The 18,910-nt window shown below is 68.6% G+C and carries 17 protein-coding genes; 14 read left to right on the forward strand and 3 right to left on the reverse strand.

The features are described 5' to 3' along the window. The first annotated feature begins 2 nt into the window (after window positions 1-2). The 6 genes from cobN (at window position 3) to AWC31_RS33545 (ending at window position 8,813) form a co-directional block, all read left to right on the forward strand. Complete coding sequence (gene cobN / locus AWC31_RS33520; RefSeq protein ID WP_085149710.1) at window positions 3-3,641, forward strand: cobaltochelatase subunit CobN; 3,639 nt, start codon at window positions 3-5, stop codon at window positions 3,639-3,641. A 20-nt stretch (window positions 3,642-3,661) separates the two neighbouring features. After that, the gene (locus tag AWC31_RS33525; RefSeq protein WP_085149712.1) at window positions 3,662-4,042 is read left to right on the forward strand and encodes a PPOX class F420-dependent oxidoreductase; all 381 of its coding nucleotides are present in this window, start codon (window positions 3,662-3,664) and stop codon (window positions 4,040-4,042) included. Between the two features lie 65 nt (window positions 4,043-4,107). Then, window positions 4,108-4,572: an FxsA family protein gene (locus AWC31_RS33530; protein ID WP_067852833.1), complete on the forward strand. Its 465-nt coding sequence runs from the start codon at window positions 4,108-4,110 to the stop codon at window positions 4,570-4,572. Window positions 4,573-4,607: 35 nt separating this feature from the next. Then, window positions 4,608-6,200 (forward strand): amidohydrolase, encoded by a 1,593-nt coding sequence (locus AWC31_RS33535; protein ID WP_085149714.1) that lies wholly within the window; start codon window positions 4,608-4,610, stop codon window positions 6,198-6,200. After that, window positions 6,193-8,070 (forward strand): apolipoprotein N-acyltransferase, encoded by a 1,878-nt coding sequence (gene lnt, locus AWC31_RS33540; protein WP_085149717.1) that lies wholly within the window; start codon window positions 6,193-6,195, stop codon window positions 8,068-8,070. Before AWC31_RS33535 ends, lnt begins: the two co-directional genes overlap by 8 nt. Continuing rightward, window positions 8,067-8,813 (forward strand): polyprenol monophosphomannose synthase, encoded by a 747-nt coding sequence (locus tag AWC31_RS33545; RefSeq protein WP_067852828.1) that lies wholly within the window; start codon window positions 8,067-8,069, stop codon window positions 8,811-8,813. Before lnt ends, AWC31_RS33545 begins: the two co-directional genes overlap by 4 nt. 70 nt (window positions 8,814-8,883) lie before the next feature. On the opposite strand, the gene rbpA is transcribed toward AWC31_RS33545, so the two are convergent. After that, complete coding sequence (rbpA, locus tag AWC31_RS33550) at window positions 8,884-9,222, reverse strand: RNA polymerase-binding protein RbpA (protein WP_003880369.1); 339 nt, start codon at window positions 9,220-9,222, stop codon at window positions 8,884-8,886. A gap of 125 nt (window positions 9,223-9,347) precedes the next feature. On the opposite strand from rbpA, the gene AWC31_RS33555 reads away from it, so the two are divergent. The 3 genes from AWC31_RS33555 to AWC31_RS33565 all read left to right on the forward strand — a co-directional run bounded on the left by AWC31_RS33555 (window position 9,348) and on the right by AWC31_RS33565 (window position 11,784). Further along, window positions 9,348-9,689, forward strand: a complete 342-nt coding sequence (locus tag AWC31_RS33555) for a hypothetical protein (RefSeq protein ID WP_085149719.1) — start codon at window positions 9,348-9,350, stop codon at window positions 9,687-9,689. Between the two features lie 60 nt (window positions 9,690-9,749). Then, complete coding sequence (locus AWC31_RS33560; protein ID WP_085149721.1) at window positions 9,750-10,994, forward strand: alpha/beta hydrolase; 1,245 nt, start codon at window positions 9,750-9,752, stop codon at window positions 10,992-10,994. A gap of 82 nt (window positions 10,995-11,076) precedes the next feature. After that, window positions 11,077-11,784, forward strand: a complete 708-nt coding sequence (locus AWC31_RS33565) for a hypothetical protein (protein ID WP_085149723.1) — start codon at window positions 11,077-11,079, stop codon at window positions 11,782-11,784. Between the two features lie 58 nt (window positions 11,785-11,842). On the opposite strand, the gene AWC31_RS33570 is transcribed toward AWC31_RS33565, so the two are convergent. Further along, window positions 11,843-12,787, reverse strand: a complete 945-nt coding sequence (locus tag AWC31_RS33570) for an NADP-dependent oxidoreductase (protein ID WP_085149726.1) — start codon at window positions 12,785-12,787, stop codon at window positions 11,843-11,845. A 121-nt stretch (window positions 12,788-12,908) separates the two neighbouring features. Between AWC31_RS33570 and AWC31_RS33575 the strand changes: the two genes are divergently transcribed. The 4 genes from AWC31_RS33575 to AWC31_RS33590 are packed head-to-tail and all read left to right on the forward strand — an operon-like array spanning window position 12,909 to window position 16,614. Then, on the forward strand, window positions 12,909-13,715 hold the full coding sequence (locus tag AWC31_RS33575; protein WP_165766098.1) for an ABC transporter permease: 807 nt from the start codon (window positions 12,909-12,911) through the stop codon (window positions 13,713-13,715). Then, complete coding sequence (locus tag AWC31_RS33580; protein WP_085149728.1) at window positions 13,712-14,449, forward strand: ABC transporter ATP-binding protein; 738 nt, start codon at window positions 13,712-13,714, stop codon at window positions 14,447-14,449. The genes AWC31_RS33575 and AWC31_RS33580 overlap by 4 nt, the downstream gene beginning before the upstream one ends. Before the next feature lie 16 nt (window positions 14,450-14,465). Beyond that, window positions 14,466-15,488 (forward strand): ABC transporter substrate-binding protein, encoded by a 1,023-nt coding sequence (locus AWC31_RS33585; protein ID WP_085149731.1) that lies wholly within the window; start codon window positions 14,466-14,468, stop codon window positions 15,486-15,488. A 13-nt stretch (window positions 15,489-15,501) separates the two neighbouring features. Then, window positions 15,502-16,614, forward strand: coding sequence for an LLM class flavin-dependent oxidoreductase (locus AWC31_RS33590; protein WP_085149733.1), 1,113 nt, complete (start codon window positions 15,502-15,504; stop codon window positions 16,612-16,614). Here AWC31_RS33590 and AWC31_RS33595 read toward each other — a convergent pair. Further along, complete coding sequence (locus tag AWC31_RS33595) at window positions 16,611-17,303, reverse strand: hypothetical protein (protein ID WP_085149736.1); 693 nt, start codon at window positions 17,301-17,303, stop codon at window positions 16,611-16,613. The two genes, AWC31_RS33590 and AWC31_RS33595, sit on opposite strands and share 4 nt — an antisense overlap. 77 nt (window positions 17,304-17,380) lie before the next feature. Between AWC31_RS33595 and AWC31_RS33600 the strand changes: the two genes are divergently transcribed. After that, window positions 17,381-18,886 carry a carboxylesterase/lipase family protein gene (locus tag AWC31_RS33600; RefSeq protein WP_085149737.1) on the forward strand — a complete coding sequence of 502 codons (1,506 nt, stop codon included), beginning with the start codon at window positions 17,381-17,383 and terminating at the stop codon, window positions 18,884-18,886. Window positions 18,887-18,910 lie beyond the last annotated feature (24 nt).

Below are 18,910 nucleotides of genomic sequence, written 5' to 3' on the forward strand. Positions count from 1 at the left end.
GAGTGTCTGACCCACTTGATCCGGCTGATCCGACCGCGTCCGCTGCTCCTACCGTCCTGCTGTTGTCGACGTCGGACACCGATCTGATCACTGCCCGCGCCAGCGGCGCGGAGTACCGGTGGGCCAATCCGTCGAGGCTGGTCGGCGGCGAGCTGGAGGAGTTGCTCGCCGGTGCCGACGTCGCCGTCGTGCGGATCCTCGGCGGCTACCGCGCCTGGCAGGACGGCATCGACACGGTCGTGGCCAGTGGCGTGCCGGCCGTCGTCGTCAGCGGCGAACAATCACCCGACGCCGACCTGATGGGCCGTTCGACCGCGCCGCAGGGTGCGGCCCTGCAAACCCACATCTATCTCGCCCAGGGCGGCGTCGAGAATCTGCGCAACCTGCACGCGTTCCTGTCCGACACGTTGCTCATGACCGGCTTCGGCTTCGCGCCGCCGGTCAGCACGCCGAACTGGGACGTGCTGGAACGGGCGAACACCGCCGCCGACGGCCCGACCGTCGCGGTCCTGTTCTACCGCGCCCAGCAGCTGGCCGGAAATACCGGCTATGTCGACGCGCTGTGCGACGCCATCGACAACGCCGGCGGGCGCCCGCTCCCGGTCTTCTGCGCGTCGCTGCGGACCGCCGAACCTGAACTACTCGAATTGCTCGGCACCGCAGACGCTTTGATCACCACAGTGCTCGCCGCGGGTGGGTCGACCCCGGCCACGGTCGGCGCCGGGGGAGCCGACGACTCGTGGAACGTGGCTCACCTCGCGGCACTGGACGTTCCGATTCTGCAAGGGCTGTGCCTGACCAGTTCGCGTGAGCAGTGGTCGGGTAACGACGACGGCCTGTCCCCGCTCGACGTCGCGACCCAGGTGGCGGTGCCCGAGTTCGACGGCCGCATCATCACCGTCCCGTTCTCCTTCAAGGAGATCGACGACGAGGGCCTGATCTCCTACGTGCCCGACGAGGAACGCTGCGCACGGGTGGCCGGACTGGCCGTGCGGCATGCCCGGCTGCGTTCCGTCCCGGCCGCCGAAAAGCATGTCGCCCTAGTGTTTTCGGCGTACCCCACCAAACACGCCAGAATCGGCAACGCGGTCGGTCTCGACACCCCGGCGAGCGCGCTCGCGCTGCTGCGCGCGATGCGGGAGGCCGGATACGACCTGGGCGAGGCCGACGACATCCCCGGTCTGGAGTCCGGCGACGGTGATGCCCTGATGCACGCACTCATCGAGCGCGGCGGCCAGGACCCGGATTGGTTGACCGATGGCCAACTGGCCGGAAACCCGATCCGCGTGTCCGCCAAGGATTACCGCGCGTGGTTCGCGACGCTGCCCGCCGAACTGGCCGACGCGATCGTCGAGCACTGGGGTCCACCGCCGGGTGAGCTGTTCGTCGACCGCAGCCGTGACCCCGACGGCGAGATCGTCATCGCGGCGATGCGGGCCGGCAACGTCGTGATCGTGGTCCAACCGCCGCGCGGTTTCGGCGAGAACCCGGTGGCCATCTACCACGACCCCGATCTGCCGCCCAGCCATCACTACCTGGCCGCCTACCGTTGGCTGGACGGGCAATTCGGCGACTCGTACCCCCACTTCAAAGCCGACGCCGTCGTGCACCTCGGCAAGCACGGCAACCTGGAGTGGTTGCCCGGCAAGACCCTTGGCATGAGCGCGGCTTGCGGTACTGACGCCGCGCTCGGCGACCTGCCGTTGATCTACCCGTTCCTGGTCAACGATCCGGGGGAGGGCACACAGGCCAAGCGGCGTGCCCACGCGACGCTCGTCGACCATCTGATCCCGCCGATGGCGCGCGCCGAGACCTACGGCGACATCGCGCGTCTGGAGCAGCTTCTCGACGAGCACGCCAACGTCTCCGCCCTCGACCCCGGCAAGCTGCCTGCGATCCGTCAGCAGATCTGGACGCTCATGCGGGCCGCGAAGATGGACCACGACCTGGGGCTCGAGGACCGTCCCGACGAGGATTCGTTCGACGACATGCTGCTGCACGTCGACGGCTGGCTGTGCGAGATCAAGGATGTGCAGATCCGCGACGGCCTGCATGTACTCGGCCAGAAACCCACCGGCGAAGGGGAACTCGACCTGGTGCTGGCCATCCTGCGGGCCCGGCAGCTGTTCGGCGGTGAACAGACGGTGCCGGGCCTGCGGCAGGCGCTGGGCCTGACCGAGGACGGTTCCGACGATCGCGCCGCGGTCGACGCGGCCGAGGCCGGGGCCCGTGAGCTGGTCGCCGCCCTGCAGGAAAGCGGTTGGGACCCAGGCGCTGTCGACCGGCTGACGGACAACCCCGAGGTCGCGCGCATCCTGCGGTTCGCCGCGACCGAAGTCGTCCCGCGGCTGGCCGGAACCGAACGCGAGATCGACCAGGTGTTGCGGGCGCTCGACGGCCGCTTCATCGCGTCCGGGCCGTCGGGCTCACCGCTGCGCGGCCTGGTCAACGTGCTGCCCACCGGCCGCAACTTCTACTCGGTGGACCCCAAGGCCGTGCCATCGCGGCTCGCCTGGGAAACCGGTGTCGCCATGGCGGATTCGCTGCTCGAGCGCTACCGCACCGATCACGGCCGCTGGCCGCAGTCGGTCGGGCTTTCGGTGTGGGGGACATCGGCCATGCGCACCGCGGGCGACGACATCGCCGAAGTGCTTGCCCTGCTGGGCGTTCGGCCGGTGTGGGACGACGCGTCGCGGCGCGTCGTCAACCTCGAGCCCATCGAGCTCGCCGAGCTCGGCCGGCCCCGCATCGACGTCACGGTGCGTATCTCCGGGTTCTTCCGCGACGCGTTCCCGCACGTCGTCACGATGCTCGACGACGCGGTCAAGCTCGTGGCCGGTCTCGACGAGCCCGCCGCCGACAACTACGTCCGCGCCCACGCCCAAGCCGACCTGGCCGAGCACGGCGATGAAAGGCGCGCCACCACACGCATTTTCGGTTCCAAGCCCGGCACGTACGGGGCCGGGCTGTTGCAGCTGATCGACAGTCGCAACTGGCGCGACGACGCCGACCTCGCGCAGGTCTACACCGCGTGGGGTGGCTTCGCGTACGGGCGGGGACTCGACGGTGCACCGGCCGCCGACGACATGAACCGCGCCTACCGCCGAATCGCCGTGGCGGCCAAGAACACCGACACGCGCGAACACGACATCGCCGACTCCGACGACTATTTCCAGTACCACGGCGGCATGGTCGCCACGGTGCGCGCGCTGACCGGCAAAGCGCCCGCGGCCTACATCGGCGACAACACCCGCCCCGACGCGGTGCGCACGCGCACGCTGTCGGAGGAGACCAACCGGGTGTTCCGGGCGCGCGTCGTCAATCCCCGCTGGATCAACGCGATGCGCCGCCACGGCTACAAGGGTGCCTTCGAGATGGCCGCGACCGTCGACTACCTGTTCGGTTACGACGCCACGGCCCACGTGATGGCCGACTGGATGTATGAACGGCTGTCGGCCGAGTACGTGCTCGACGACGAGAACCGCAAGTTCATGGCCGAATCCAATCCGTGGGCGCTGCACGGCATGGCCGAGCGCCTGCTGGAGGCCGCGGGCCGTGGCATGTGGGCACAACCCGAGCAGGCCACGCTCGACGGGCTGCGACAGGTGTTGCTGGAAACCGAAGGCGAGCTCGAAGGGTGAGCCCACGCTAAGTTCGTGGCATGGCCCTCACCTTCGCCGATGTCGCGGGATCCGAATACATCCTGCTCACCACGTTCACCAAGGACGGCCGCGAGAAGCCGACGCCGATCTGGGCCGCCCCGGACGGCGACGGCCTGATCGTGATCACGCAGGAAAAGTCCTGGAAGGTCAAGCGGATCCGCAACACCCCGCGCGTCACGATCGCCAAGTGCGACATGCGCGGCAACCCCAAGAGCGAGCCGGTGGAAGCGGTCGCGGCGGTCAACGCAGTCCGCACGGGCGACGCCTATCGCGCCATCGGCAGCCGCTACGGGCTGCTCGGCAAGACGTTCAACTTCTTCTCCAAGCTGCGCGGCGGCATGAAGAACAACGTGGCGCTCGAAATCCGGGCCGTGGCGTAACGCACGCCGCCATCGACATCTGAGCGCGGGCGGAACCCTGGGCGTCGCTCGTCCGTTGTCACTGCATGCTGATGCGGTACTTCTTGCTCTACGTGATCGTGGAGATGGCGGTGATCGTCGCGCTCGCGGCCACCATCGGCGTCGGCTGGACATTGTTGGCCCTCGTGGGCGCGTTCGTCGTCGGGCTGGCGCTGGCCGGCTCGCAGCTGCGCAAGCAGCTCGCCACGCTGCGCCGCGGCACGACCAACCCCGGTGCCCAGGTCACCGACAGCGCCCTGGTGGCGCTCGGCACCGTTCTGGTGTTCGTCCCGGGCCTGGTGACCACGGCAGTGGGCCTGCTCATGCTCGTCCCGCTCACCCGCTCGGCGGTGCGTCCCTTGGCGGCGGGCCTGGCCGCGCGGGGCGTCGCGCGGCACGTCACGTTCATCACCCCGCGCCGCGACTACATCGACGGCGAGGTCATCGACGTCCACGATGCACCCGGCACCTGGACGCCAACCCGTCCGGCGATCAGGCCCCAGCCCGAATAACGAGCCCTCACCGGCCGCCAAGTACGTTCTTGAGCGTGACGACGCTGCTGCTCAACGGGCACATCCACAGCCCGAGCCATCCCGACGCGACCGCCATGGCGGTGCGCGACGGTGTGGTCGCGTGGCTCGGCAGCGATGACGTCGGCCGCGCACAATTCCCTGGCGCCGACATCGTCGACCTCGACGGCGGTTTCGTGGCACCGGCGTTCGTCGACAGTCACGTCCACGTCACCGCCACCGGGCTGAACCTCCACGGCCTCGATCTGCGGACGGCCACCTCGCTACAACACTGTCTGCGGTTGATCGGCGACCACGCCGCGAAGCATCCGGACGGACCGCTGTGGGGCCACGGGTGGGACGAATCCGGCTGGCCCGAGCGCACCCCGCCGACCACCGATGACCTCGACGCGGTGCTGGGCGACCGGCCCGCCTACCTGGCCAGGGTCGACGTCCACTCGGCGGTCGCAACATCGGCGCTGCGTCGGCTGGTCCCCGAACTGGCCGCAGCCGAGGGCTATTCGCCGCAGCAGCCGCTCCGCGCCGACGCCCACCACCTGGTCCGCGCCGCGGCCCGGGACCGCGTGACCACACGGCAACGCCACGACGCGCGCGTCGCGGCGCTCGACCACGCGGCCGCGCTCGGGATCGTCGCCGTGCACGAATGCGCCGGGCCACAGATCGGCGGCCTCGTCGACTGGCAGGAACTGCGTGAGCTCGACCACGGCGTCGAGGTGATCGGCTACTGGGGTGAACCCGCACACGACGCCGAGCACGCCAGGGCGCTCATCGCCGAGACCGGCGCCACCGGGCTGGCCGGCGACCTGTTCGTCGACGGCGCACTGGGTTCGCGCACGGCCTGGTTGCACGCCCCGTACCACGATGCCCCCGACACGTGCGGCAACCGCTACCTCGACGCCGAAACCATCGCGGCGCACGTGCACGCCTGCACCGAGGCCGGCATCCCGGCCGGGTTCCACGTTATCGGTGACGCGGCCGTGACGGCCGTCGTCGACGCCGTGGCGACCGTCGTCGACCGGCTCGGGGCACCGGCCGTCGCGCGGTGTGGCCACCGGCTGGAGCACCTTGAGATGGTCACTCCCGAGCAGGCCCGCCAACTCGGGACGTGGGGTGTCGCGGCGAGCATGCAACCCAACTTCGACGCCTTGTGGGGTGGTCGCGACGGCATGTATGCGCAGCGTCTCGGCCCTGATCGAGTCGATCGGCTCAACCCCCTCGCGCTGTTAGCATCCGAAGGCGTGCCCCTCGCCTTCGGCTCCGATACCCCGGTCACCAGCATGAACCCCTGGGAGACGGTCCGGGCCGCGATCGAGCACCGCACCCCGTCGAGTGCGGTGTCGGCCCGCGCCGCATTCGCCGCCGCCACCCGCGGCGGGTGGCGCGCGGGCGGCGTGCGTGACGGCGTCACCGGGACACTGGTGGCCGGTGCGGCCGCCAGCTTTGCTGTATGGGACGCCGACGATCTCGAGGTCAGCGCACCCGCTAACGCCGCGCAGCGCTGGTCCACCGACCCGCGCTCCCGCGTCCCGGCACTGCCGCGACTGGCTGCCGGCGTTGCGCTGCCCCGTTGTCGTCAAACGGTCCGCCGAGGTGTCACCATCCATGGCTAGCGACCGGCCGAGGCATTCGGGAAGCCGGTTCGACCGGCTCCGGGAGGGGCCCAACGAGGTCACCGAGGTGATACCGGCGATCGGCGACGACGAACCCGTCGATGACGAACTTGCCGACGACTTCGACCACGATTCATTGCCCGACGACCTCGACAAGGACGTCGACAAAGACAAAGACGCCGCCAAGGACGAGAAGGCCAAGCGATCTGCGTGGGCCGGCCGGTTCGGCCGCGCGGTGGCGGACCGATGGCCGCAACTGACCGCGACGATCGGCGGCGGCCTCGCGCTGTGGGTGAGTTTCCCGCCCGTGGGCTGGTGGTTCGCCGCGTTCGCCGGATTCGGCCTGCTGGCCTGGGTTCTCACCCTCCGGTCGACGACGCGCGCGGGTGGTTTCGGGTACGGACTGTTGTTCGGCCTGGCGTTCTACGTGCCGCTACTGCCATGGATCAGCGGTCTGGTCGGGGCGGTGCCGTGGCTGGCGCTGGCCACGGCGCAGGCCCTGTTCTGCGGTTTGTTCGGTGTGCTCGCTGTTGTGATCAGACAGCTGCCGGGCTGGCCCGTGTGGTTCGCCGCGCTGTGGGCCGCCCAGGAATGGCTCAAGTCGACCGTGCCGTTCGGCGGATTCCCGTGGGGTGTGGTCGGATTCGGGCAGACCGACGGTCCGTTACTGCCCATCGCACGCCTGGGCGGCGCGCCACTGCTGTCGTTCGCCGTCGCGCTGGCCGGGTTCAGCCTGACTGTGGTGGCGCTCGAGATCGTGCGGTGGTGGCATCACGGACACAAGCCCGGGGTGCCCGCCCCCGCTGTTCTGCTGCCCGGCGTGTCGGTCGCCGTGGTGCTGCTGTCGACCGCTCTGCTGTGGCCGGGTGTGCGCCACTCCGGCATGGGCGCAGGCGACGATCCGTCCGTCACAGTGGCCGCGGTGCAGGGCAACGTGCCGCGGCTCGGGCTCGATTTCAACGCACAGCGGCGCGCGGTGCTCGACAACCACGTCAAAGAGACGATGCGGCTGGCCGACGACGTCCGGGCCGGCCGTGCCGCACAACCGATGTTCGTCGTGTGGCCCGAGAACTCCTCCGACATCGATCCGCTCGCCAATGCCGACGCCTCCGCGCAAATCACCGCGGCGGCCGAGGCGATCGACGCGCCGATCCTCGTCGGCGGTGTGGTCAAGGCGCCGGGCTACACCCCGGACAATCCGGTCGCCAACAACACCGTGATCGTGTGGAACCCCACCGACGGCCCCGGCGAGCGACACGACAAGCAGATCGTGCAGCCGTTCGGCGAGTACCTGCCGTGGCGCGGGTTCTTCCGGCACCTGTCGTCCTACGCCGACCGGGCCGGCTACTTCATCCCGGGGAACGGCACCGGTGTCGTGCATGCGGCCGGAGTCCCGATCGGGGTCACGACGTGCTGGGAGGTCATCTTCGACCGGGCGGCGCGGGAGTCGGTGCTCAACGGTGCCCAGGTGTTGACAGTGCCCACCAACAACGCCACGTTCGACGAGGCCATGAGTTCCCAGCAGCTGGCGTTCGGCAAACTGCGCGCCGTCGAGCACAACCGCTACGTGGTGGTTGCCGGGACAACCGGGATCAGCGCGGTGATCGCCCCGGACGGCCGTGAGCTGGCCCGCACCGAGTGGTTCGAGCCCGCGTACCTCGACAGCCAGATTCGCCTGAAGTCCGACCTGACGCCTGCGACGCAGTGGGGTCCGATCGTGCAGGCGGTGCTGGTCATCGCGGGTTTCGGCGCTGTCCTCTGGGTAGCTGTCACCGCGTTGTTCACCGCGATGATGCACAATGGAAGGTTCGTGCCAAAAAGTTTTCGGCGCCGGGCGGCAAACGCCGGCGATGATGAAGGAGCAACATGAGCCCGAGTCAGCGCACTCTGGTGATCATCCCCACCTACAACGAGCGGGAGAATCTGCCGCTGATCGTCGGGCGCGTGCACCACGCCTGCCCTGAGGTTCACATCCTGGTCGTCGACGACGGCAGCCCGGACGGCACCGGCAAGCTCGCCGACGAGCTGGCACTCGCCGACCCCGATCGCGTCCACGTCATGCACCGCACCAGCAAGGCCGGGCTCGGCGCGGCCTATCTGGCCGGGTTCGAGTGGGGCCTGGGTCGCGGCTACTCGGTGCTGGTCGAGATGGACGCCGACGGCAGTCACGCGCCGGAAGAGCTCAGCCGGCTGCTCGACGCCGTCGATGCGGGCGCCGACCTGGCCATCGGATCGCGGTACGTCCCCGGCGGCACCGTGCGCAACTGGCCGTGGCGGCGCCTGGCGCTGTCCAAGACCGCCAACACCTACTCCCGGTTCCTGCTCGGCGTCGACATCCACGACATCACCGCCGGATATCGCGCATACCGGCGCGAGGTGCTGGAGAAGATCGACCTTTCGGCGGTGGACTCCAAGGGCTACTGCTTCCAAATCGACCTCACGTGGCGCGCGATCAACAACGGTTTCACCGTCGTAGAGGTCCCGATCACGTTCACCGAGCGCGAGCTCGGCGTGTCGAAGATGAGCGGATCCAACATCCGCGAGGCGATGTTCAAGGTCGCCGAGTGGGGCATCCGCGGCCGCCTCGACCGCGCCCGCGGTGTCGTCCGCTAGCGCACACCTGCCCAGACGCAAAAAGAACCGCGAGCGTACACACGCTCGCGGTTCTTTCTGTCTACGTCGTTCAGCTACCGCGACGCTTGGTCTTGATCAGGTCGAGACGCTCCTTGAGCAATTCTTCGAGTTCCTCGACCGAACGACGCTCCAGCAGCATGTCCCAGTGGGTGCGCGGCGGCTTGACCTTCTTCGGCTCCGGCACGTCACCCTCGATCAGAGTGCCCTCCAGGCCGTTGCGGCACAGCCAGGTACCTGGGATCTCTGCGTCGTCGGCGAACGGAACGTCGAACTCTTCACCGTTCTCGGTGCGGTAGCGCGCGACCTGACGCGGCGCCAGGTCATGGTTGCGGTCGGTCTCGTAGCTCACGGCTCCGAGGCGACTGCCTCTCAGGACACGATCAGCCATCGTCAAACACTCCTCATCACGCGATTTGGCCCGGATAACACAACGCACAACGGCGTTGCCAAGTTCCCGACTCGACCGTCCATGATACGCCGGATGCGGCAAGGGTCCGTCTACAGTCAGGACACATGGCCACCGGGAACAGCAGACGCCACCGTCCGCAGCCGTGTCGGTGGTGCGGGCGCGAAGTCTCCGACGCTCAGATGGGACGCCGCCGCCAGTACTGCCGACAGTCCTGCCGGCAGCGCGCCTACGAACAACGCGCAATGGTCAAGGGCACGTCGCTCGCGCCGGATTCGGTGGTGCTGAGTGCCGACGAGGCATCGCAACTGTCGGATCGGGTGTATCAGGTCCGCTGTGCGGCCGAGGATCTCGCGACGGCGGTCGACGAGGGCGCCGGGGCCGACGAACTCCGCCAGCTGTGCGATGCGTTGATGCAGGCGGCCAAGGCCGCTGACGGCTGGCGATAGGTCTGATCTGCGCGGGGTCTGATCTGCTCCTCACATGCGCGGGGCCCTACGATTGCGTCGGTGGCCGCCACATCCGATCCTGAACGCACCGAATCGCCCCGCACCTGGCGATTCGACGACTTCGTCCTCGACACCGGGCGCTATGAGTTGCGCCGTGACGACGAGGTGATCCGGGTCGAGCCCCAGGTGTTCGACGTGCTCACCCAACTGATCAGTCATCACGATCGATTCGTCAGCAAAGAGGAACTGTTCGACTCGGTGTGGGGCGGGCGGTTCGTCGGCGAAGCAGCGTTGACGAGCCGCATCAAGGCGGCGCGCCGCGCGCTTGGCGACGACGGGGAATCGCAGCGCTACATCCGTACCGTCCGCGGCCGGGGCTATCAGTTCGTCGGCACCATCGCCGCACCGCAGGACCGGCCCGCGCCGCATCCCGTCGCGCCGCAACCGATCAACCCGGAGCCGCCGCCGCGCCAGCACATCGCGTTCTGTCGGGCCGCCGACGGGGTCCGGCTCGCGTACGCCGTCGCGGGGGAGGGCCCGCCACTCGTCCGCGCGGCGAACTGGATGACCCATCTCGGCTACGACATCGAAAGCCCGGTGTGGAGCCACTGGGTACGCGATCTGTCCCGCAACCACACGTTCATTCGCTACGACGAACGCGGCTGCGGCCTGTCGGACTGGGAAGCCACCGACTTCTCCTTCGAGGACTGGGTCGCCGATCTGGAGTCGGTCGTCGAGGCCCTGGGGCTGGAACACTTTCCGCTGCTGGGGGTCTCGCAAGGCGGTGCGGTCGCGGTGGCGTACGCGGCGCGGCACCCGGAGCGGGTCAGCCGCCTGGTGCTGTGCGGTGCGTACGCGCGGGGACGCGCCGTACGCGCCGTCGGCGATGAGGAAAAACGCGCCGCCGCACTGGATCTCGATTTGGCACGCGTCGGCTGGGGACGTGACGATCCGGCGTTCCGGCAGGTGTTCGCCGCGCAGTTCCTACCGGACGGCACCCGCGCCGACTGGGCGGCGTTCGATCAGCTGCAGCGGCGCACCACCTCGCCCGAGAACGCGGTGCGGTTCCTGGAGGAGTTCGCCCGCATCGACGTGCGTGACGCGGCCAGCGAAGTCCGTTGCCCGACACTGATCATGCACTCCCGCGACGACCACCGGGTGCCGATGCAGTTCGGCGAGGAGCTGGCCAGTTTGATCGACGACTCCAGGTTGGTCGCCCTGGCGAGCAACAACCACCTGCTGACGGCCACCGAGCCGGCCTGGCCCGTCTTCTGCGCGGAGGTCGAGGCATTCCTCGCGGGCTGACGACCGTGGTTCGCCTCGGTTCTCCATGCAATCTCCATGCATTCTTCATGTGCGTAACGACGTCGCCATACATGCTGGTGACATGAGAAAACACCTGCGCAACCTCCTTGTGGGCGTCAGTGCGATCATCGCCCTCGGCGCCATCCCCGCCTGCTCTGGCGGATCGTCGACCGAGGCCGAAACGTCTGGATCGGCGGCTCCGACCACCACCTCGGCCGCCGCCCCCCTTCCGGCCTCCGTCCGCTACATGGCCGACATGGAATCCGAAGGCAAGAAGATGACCATCGGCATTTCCGTCGACGGCAACAACGTCACCGCCTACGCGTGCAACGGCGTGGACGACGAGGCCTGGTTCTTCGGGAACCAGACCGACGGGAACATCGACATCACCTCGAAGTTCCGCGACACCCTCAAAGCGGACTTCACCGCCACCGACGCCACGGGCGACCTGACGATGAACGGCGTGAACTACAAGTTCACCGCGGCGGCAGTAGCAGACCCGGCCGGTATGTACACCGCCGACTACGAGGGCGTGCGCGCGTCGTGGGTCGTGCGTCCCGACGGCTCTGCGGTCGGTGTGCAGTTCAACGGCGGCATCAGCGGTCGTGACTTCGAACAGGCTGAGCTCCAACAGCTCAACGCCCAGCAGTTCCAGTCCCAGGTGCGCAACAAGCGCAAGCTCCAGCAGGCCCAGCAGTTGGTGCGGCTGCAGAACGGCACGTTCACCTCGAAGATCAACGGCCACGACGTGGTCGCCTCGCTCGTGACCGGGAACACGCGCTTCGGCTGAGCGGCGTTGCCGCACCTACCAATCCCCGCCGGAACGCATCCGGCGGGGATTTTCGTGTTCAGGAGAAGTCCAATACCGGCCGCCCCCGCAGGCCCCCGGCCTCCAGCATGCGGTGCGCCGCGGCCGCGTCATCGGCCGCGAACACCTCGGCGACGCGCAGCGTCAACGTACCGGCCTCGGCCTGGCGTCGCAGGGTGTCGAGCGCGGCGGTATCGGTGATGCGGTCCGACACCATCACCGGGCACACCCGGATGCCGCGCGGTGCCGGCCCCGGCCAGCCTCGAAGCTCGGCCAATGTGCCGCCGTCGGCGATCGCCGGGATCACGTCGGTGGTCTGCATCGAGCCGTCGACGAGGCCGCAGACACCTTCGGGGACGACATCGCGAATTCGATCGGCGACACCGGCGCCGCGTTCGACGACATGATCGGCGCCGAAACCGCGAACGAGCGTGGTGTCGCCCGGCCCCGCATCGGCGATCACGGTCAACCCGTCGTCCTTCGCCAACTCGATCGCGTATCCGCCGACGGCACCGGCCGCACCGGTCACCGCGACGGTTCCGCCCCGTGCCAAGCCCAAGGCGTCCAACGCGACCCGGGCCGTCAATGCGTTCATGAGCAGAGTCGATGCGGCGGGAAACCCGACGCCGGCGGGTGCCGGCACCACCGACGCGGCGGGCACCACGACCTGCTCGGCGTAGCTACCGCCGTGCGGACCGGTGAAGAGCACCATGGCGATGACGCGCTGACCGACGGTGAGCCGGCCGTCGGTGTCGGGACCGACCTTGTCGACCACGCCCGCGGCATCCATACCGGGCACGAACGGCGGCAGGCGGTCGGGCATCCGGACTGCGTGTCCACCGGTGCGAAGCAGCACGTCGGTCGGATTGACGGCAGCCGCGTGTACCCGGATACGGACTTCACCCGGACCGGGCTGCGGTTCGGGTAGATCGATGACCTCCAACGCATCGGGGCCGCCGAATTCATAGACACCGATAGCCTTCATAGTTCGCTGTAACCCGCTGCCGCGGCATGGCATTCCGGCGATTTCGCCGTGTCATCCGGTTTCGCTCAGTCCGATTTCAATTCTTACCCGTGGCGGGCGGGGTGCGTAACGTCGAATCACCGTGACCAGTCCCACCGAATTGGCCGCCCCTGCGGCAACCGTCGCCAGTCGCCGGTCGAGCGAACGAAAATGGGGCGTCATCCGGTTGATCTCGCCCGTTGTCCTGCTTGCGCTGTGGCAGTTGGGCAGCGCGGTCGGGGTGATATCGCAGGACGTCCTGCCCGCGCCGTCGCTGATCCTCGAGGCCGGAATCGAACTCATCCGCAACGGCCAGCTCGCCGACGCGCTGCAGGTGTCAGGGATCCGCGTGGTCGTCGGCCTGCTGCTGGGCGGGGTTGTCGGCGTCGCACTGGGAACCGCTGTGGGGCTGTCGCGTTGGCTGGAGGCCACGGTCGATCCGCCGATGCAGATGATCCGGGCGCTGCCACACCTCGGCTTGATCCCGTTGTTCATCCTGTGGTTCGGTATCGGTGAGCTGCCGAAGGTGCTGCTTGTCGCGTTGGGCGTGAGCTTCCCGCTGTACCTGAACACCTTCTCGGCGATTCGTCAGGTCGACCCGAAACTGTTCGAAACCGCTCAGGTGCTTGGCTTTTCGTTCCGACAGCGGTTCCGCACGATCATCGTGCCGAGTGCGGCACCCCAGGTACTCGTCGGATTCCGGCAGTCGCTGGCGATCGCCTGGCTCACCCTGATCGTGGCCGAACAGATCAACGCCGACAAGGGAATCGGCTTCCTGATCAACAATGCCCGTGACTTCCTGCGCATCGACATCATCATCTTCGGGCTGATCGTCTATGCGCTGTTGGGTATCGGCACCGATGCCATTGTCCGCATGCTGGAACGTCGAGCCCTGAGGTACCGCACATGACCGTGATATCGGATCGAACGACCAAGCTGGCCGGTGAACTGCGCGGCGTGAACAAGTGGTACGGCGAACATCACGTCCTCAGCGACGTGTCGGTGCGTATCGGCGGCGGTGAGATCGTCGCATTGATCGGACGCAGTGGATCCGGCAAGTCGACGGTCCTGCGCGTGTTGGCGGGGCTGTCCACCGACCACACGGGGGAGCGAGTGGTGTCCGGCGCACCGGCGTTGGCTTTCCAGGAACCGAGGTTGTTCCCATGGCGCGACGTCCGCACCAACGTGGCCTACGGCCTTACCCGCAGCCGGCTCTCGCGCGGTCAGGCGTTGGCCCGGGCCGAGCGGGCGCTGGCCGATGTGGGGTTGGCCGATCGCGCCGACGCCTGGCCGTTGACCTTGTCCGGCGGACAGGCACAACGGGTTTCGCTGGCGCGGGCCCTGGTGGCCGAGCCCGAGCTGCTTCTGCTCGACGAGCCGTTCGGCGCGCTCGACGCGCTGACCCGGCTGAGCATGCGCAAGCTGCTGCTCGATCTGTGGCGCGAACACGGGTTCGGCGTGTTGCTGGTCACCCACGACGTCGACGAGGCGGTTGCGCTGGCTGACCGTGTCCTGGTGTTGGAGGCCGGCCGGGTGGTCCACACGCTCGACATCACCGACGCCCGGCGATCACCGGGCGATCCATCGGACAACACCGAACGCTACCGGGCCGAGCTGCTCGACAGCCTCGGCGTCGCGCTCTGACGTGAGGAGAACGTGTATGCCCGCATCCAGCCGTATGTTCGCGGCGCTGCTGCTTGTCACCGGATTGCTCACGGGTTGCGTGTCCCGGCAAGATAATTCGGCTCCTCAGCAGGCTCCCGCGACGGTGCCGCTCTCAGAGCTCGCGGGGGTGACGCTGCAGATCGGTGACCAGAAAGGCGGCACCGAAGCGTTGCTGCGCGCCGCGGGCGCGCTGGACGACCTGCCGTACAAGGTGGCGTTCTCGACGTTCACCTCGGGCCCACCGCAGATCGAGGCGGCCACCGCGGGCAAGATCGACTTCGCGATCACCGGCAACACCCCACCGATATTCGGTGCGGCGTCGAACGCCAAGGTCAAGGTGGTCTCCGCATACGACGGCGGCGGGTTCGGCGATCAGATCCTCGTCCACGCCGACTCGCCGATCCAGACCGTCGCCGATCTCCGCGGCAAGAGCATCGCGATCGCGAAAGGCAGTTCAGCGCACGGCCATACGCTCGTTCAGCTGAGCCGTGCCGGGCTCAGCCCGACCGACGTGAAGCTGGTGTTCCTGCAACCCGCCGATGCGTTGTCGGCCTTCACGCAGCGCCGGGTCGACGTCTGGGCCGTGTGGGATCCCTACACCGCCCAGGCCGAGCAGGAGCTTCCGGTGCGCAGCATCGCGCGCGCGACGGGCGTCACCAACGGCGCCGGATTCGGCGTCGCGTCCGATGCGGCGCTGGCCGATCCGAAACGCAACACCGCGCTGGCCGATCTGCTGGTGCGTTACGCGAAGGCGGTCCGATGGGCCAACGATCATCGCGACCAGTGGGTGTCGCGCTACGCCGCCGAGGTCGGGCTCGACCCCGCGGTGGCGACCGTTGCGCAGGGCCGCAGCCTGCGGTTGCCCACCGATCTCTCCGATCAGTTGATCGCGTCCGAACAGGAAATGGCCGACCTGTTCGCCCAATCGGGCCAGATCGCCGCCGCACCCGAGTTCGCCAACTGGGTTGACCGCCGCTTCGCCGATCAGCTGCAGCCCCTGTACCTCAACCGCAACTAGGAAGGGGACGTCCGTGACAGTCCAGCCATCCGCTCGATTCTTCTGGTTCCTGCCCACCAATGGAGACAGCCGCTCGATCGTCGGGGCGTCGCACGCCTCGACGCATCACACCATCCCGGACAACTACCGTGCACCCACCCGTCGCTACCTCGCCGAAATCGCGCGCGCGGCCGATCGTCTGGGCTATGAAGGGGTGCTGACGCCGACCGGGACGTGGTGCGAGGATGCGTGGCTGACCGCGTCGGCGCTGCTCGCCGAGACCGAGCGGCTCAAGTTCCTCGTCGCGTTTCGGCCCGGCCTGGTTCCGCCGACGCTCGCCGCGCAGCAGGCCGCGACGCTGCAGCGGTTCTCCGAGGGCCGCGTGCTGCTCAACATCGTCAGCGGCGGCGACAACGTCGAACAACGCCGGTTCGGCGACTGGCTGAGCCACGACGAGCGATACGCGCGTACCGGGGAATTCCTCCACATCGTGAATTCGCTGTGGCGCCAAGGGCCCGACGAATCGCTGACGTACAAGGGCGAGTACTACTCGGTGGCCGACGCGCGGGTTTCGGCGCCGCCGGACCCGTTGCCGCAGATCTACTTCGGCGGCTCGTCGGCGGCCGCACTGCCGATCGCCGCCGAGCACGTCGACGTGTACCTCACCTGGGGTGAGCCGCCGCAGGCCGCCGCCGCCAAGGTCGAACAGGTCCGCAAACTGGCCGAACAACGTGGCCGCACCGTACAGTTCGGCGTCCGGCTGCACACGATCTCCCGCGACACCTCGGCCGCCGCGTGGGCCGTGGCCGACGAGCTGCTGGCCGAGCTCAGCCCGGAGCAGATCGCCAAAGCGACTGCGCTGCATGCCAAGTCGGAGTCGGAAGGGCAGCGCCGGATGACGGCGTTGCACGGCGGCCGGGTGGACCAGCTCGAGATCTACCCCAACTTGTGGGCCGGTGTCGGCCTGGTCCGCGGCGGCGCGGGAACCGCGCTGGTCGGGAGCCACGAGGAGGTCGCCAACCTCATCTACGAGTACCACTCACTCGGCTTCGACGAGTTCATCCTGTCCGGCTACCCGCATCTGGAAGAGGCGTACTGGTTTGCCGAAGGCGTGCTGCCGATCCTCAGACGCAAAGGCGTCGCCTAGTCCGGCGGGCAGCTGAACTGCCTGCCCACGCCGACCGGCGGAGGGGCTGGCTGCAGGCAGCCGAGCGGCTCGACACCGGTGGCGCTGAACCGGACGGCCGACTGGTGTGCGTAATTGACGCACAGCAGGGCGGTGGCGTCGGCGCGGCACCGGTAGTCACCGAACCCGAGTGCCTGCCCGGCAGGCAGTTCGGCGCCGTCGCCGTAGGTGAACCGCCCCGGATCGCCGCGCAGTGCGCCGATGTCCACCGTCGGGCCGGCGAAGTCGACCCAGCCGGCGACCCAGTTGCCCTCGACGTCCGACGGCTTGTCCGGCAGCCCGTCGGCGTCGACCAGGCACGACAGCTGGCCACCGACCAATTTGTCGGTCGCACAGCGGGTACCCGCTGCGACGAACGCGACGTCGTCACCGAGATCGGTGGTTTCGCCGTCGCGCGTGGCGGTGTGGAAACCCGCGGCGTCGACCGGCTTTCCTGCCTCAACCCACTTGATCACCTGCGGCATCGGTGTTCCCGCGGCCGGAGCCGTTGTGGGCAGCGGCGAGGTTGTCGTCGTCGGTGACGGTTTGGCGCTCGGATGCGTCGTGGCGGTCGGCACCGACAACCGGGGTTGCGACGTCGGTTCGGCTTCCCGACCCGGCGAGCACGCTGCCAACAGCACAGACGCCGCGATGATCACAGCAATGCGCATCCCGCCAGGCTAGCGGTCGAGTTCGCGTGCGCCGACCAGGCGCGTCGTGGGCGAGCGATGTTCGCTACCGTCGAGTGATGCACGAACGGACCGTCCGCGCAGAGATCAGCACCGGGATCATCGAGGGCTTCACGCGCGACGGCGTACACCGCTGGCGCTCCATTCCCTACGCGCGGCCACCGGTCGGGTCCTTGCGGCTGCGTGCGCCGCAGCCCGCGGAGCCTTGGCCGGGCGTGCGCTACTGCCACGGGTTCGGGTACTGCGCGCCGCAACAACGCCGTTACACCATGGTCGGGGTCGGCAAGTACCAGCCGATGAGCGAGGACTGCCTGACGCTCAACGTGGTTGCGCCGCAATCCCCGCCCGAAGGTCCACTGCCGGTGATGATCTTCGTGCACGGCGGCGGCTACATTCTGGGCAGTTCGGCGACGCCGATCTACGACGGCGCCGCCCTGGCCCGCCGCGGCTGTGTCTACGTGTCGGTCAACTACCGCCTCGGCGTGCTGGGCTGCATGGAATTGTCGTCGCTGTCCACGCCTGAGCATCCGATCGACGACAACCTGTTCCTGCGGGACCTGGTGTTGGCCCTGCAGTGGGTCAAAGACAACATCGCCGCGTTCGGCGGCGACCCCGACAACGTCACGATCTTCGGTGAGAGCGCAGGCGCGCAGGCCGTCGCCACACTGTTGGCGGTGCCCGCGGCCAAGGGCCTGTTCGCGCGGGTCATCTCCGAGAGCCCGGCCAGCGGTATGGTCAGCTCGGCTGCCGCGGCGGCGCGGCTCGCCGGCCAGTTCGCCGGCCTGCTCGGTTCTGGCGGCGATGCGGCAGCGACGCTCAAGACCGCGCGCGCCGCCGAACTGGGCAGGGCGCTCGAACAACTCATCTCCCGCGGCATGACCGACATGCCGGGCGCGTTCCCGGTCGGTCCGACGTATGGCACCGAGTTTCTGCCCGCCGATCCGGTGGCGGCCATGGCCGACGGATCCGCGCACCGTCTGCCGTTGATCGTCGGCAACAACGCCGACGAGGGCAGGCTGTTCACGCGCTTCCTGCCGTTGTTGCCGACCAATGAGGCCATGATCGAAAAGCTGTTCGCCGATGCCGCCCCCGAGCACCGGGAGCGCATCGTCGCGGCGTACCCCGGCTATCCCAGCAGGTCGGCGTGTGTGCGACTGGGCGGCGACTTCGCGTTCGGCTCGGCCACCTGGCAGATCGCCGAGGCCCACAGCCGTCATGCGCCCACCTATGTGTACCGCTACGACTACACGCCGAGGGCGCTGCGCTGGGCGGGCTTCGGCGCCACCCACGCCATGGAGCTGCTGGCCGTATTCGACACCTACCGAACGCGATACGGCGCGATGCTGACGGCGGCCGCCGATCGGCAGTCGGCCCGGTTCGTGAGCCGTGACGTGCAGACGCGGTGGCGCGAGTTCAGCCGCACCGGCGTGCCTGGTGCGGGCTGGCCCGGCTATGACGCGGACAAGCGTGCGGTGTACGTGTTCGATCGCACGCCGCGCGTCGAGTACGACCCGGATGCCGATCGCCGGCTCGCGTGGGAGGGCTTCACGCTCGCCGAGAGCTGACTCTGGGCGATCGGCTGCGCGCGG

Source organism: Mycolicibacterium wolinskyi, assembly GCF_002101965.1.
Classification (GTDB): Bacteria; Actinomycetota; Actinomycetes; order Mycobacteriales; family Mycobacteriaceae; genus Mycobacterium; species Mycobacterium wolinskyi.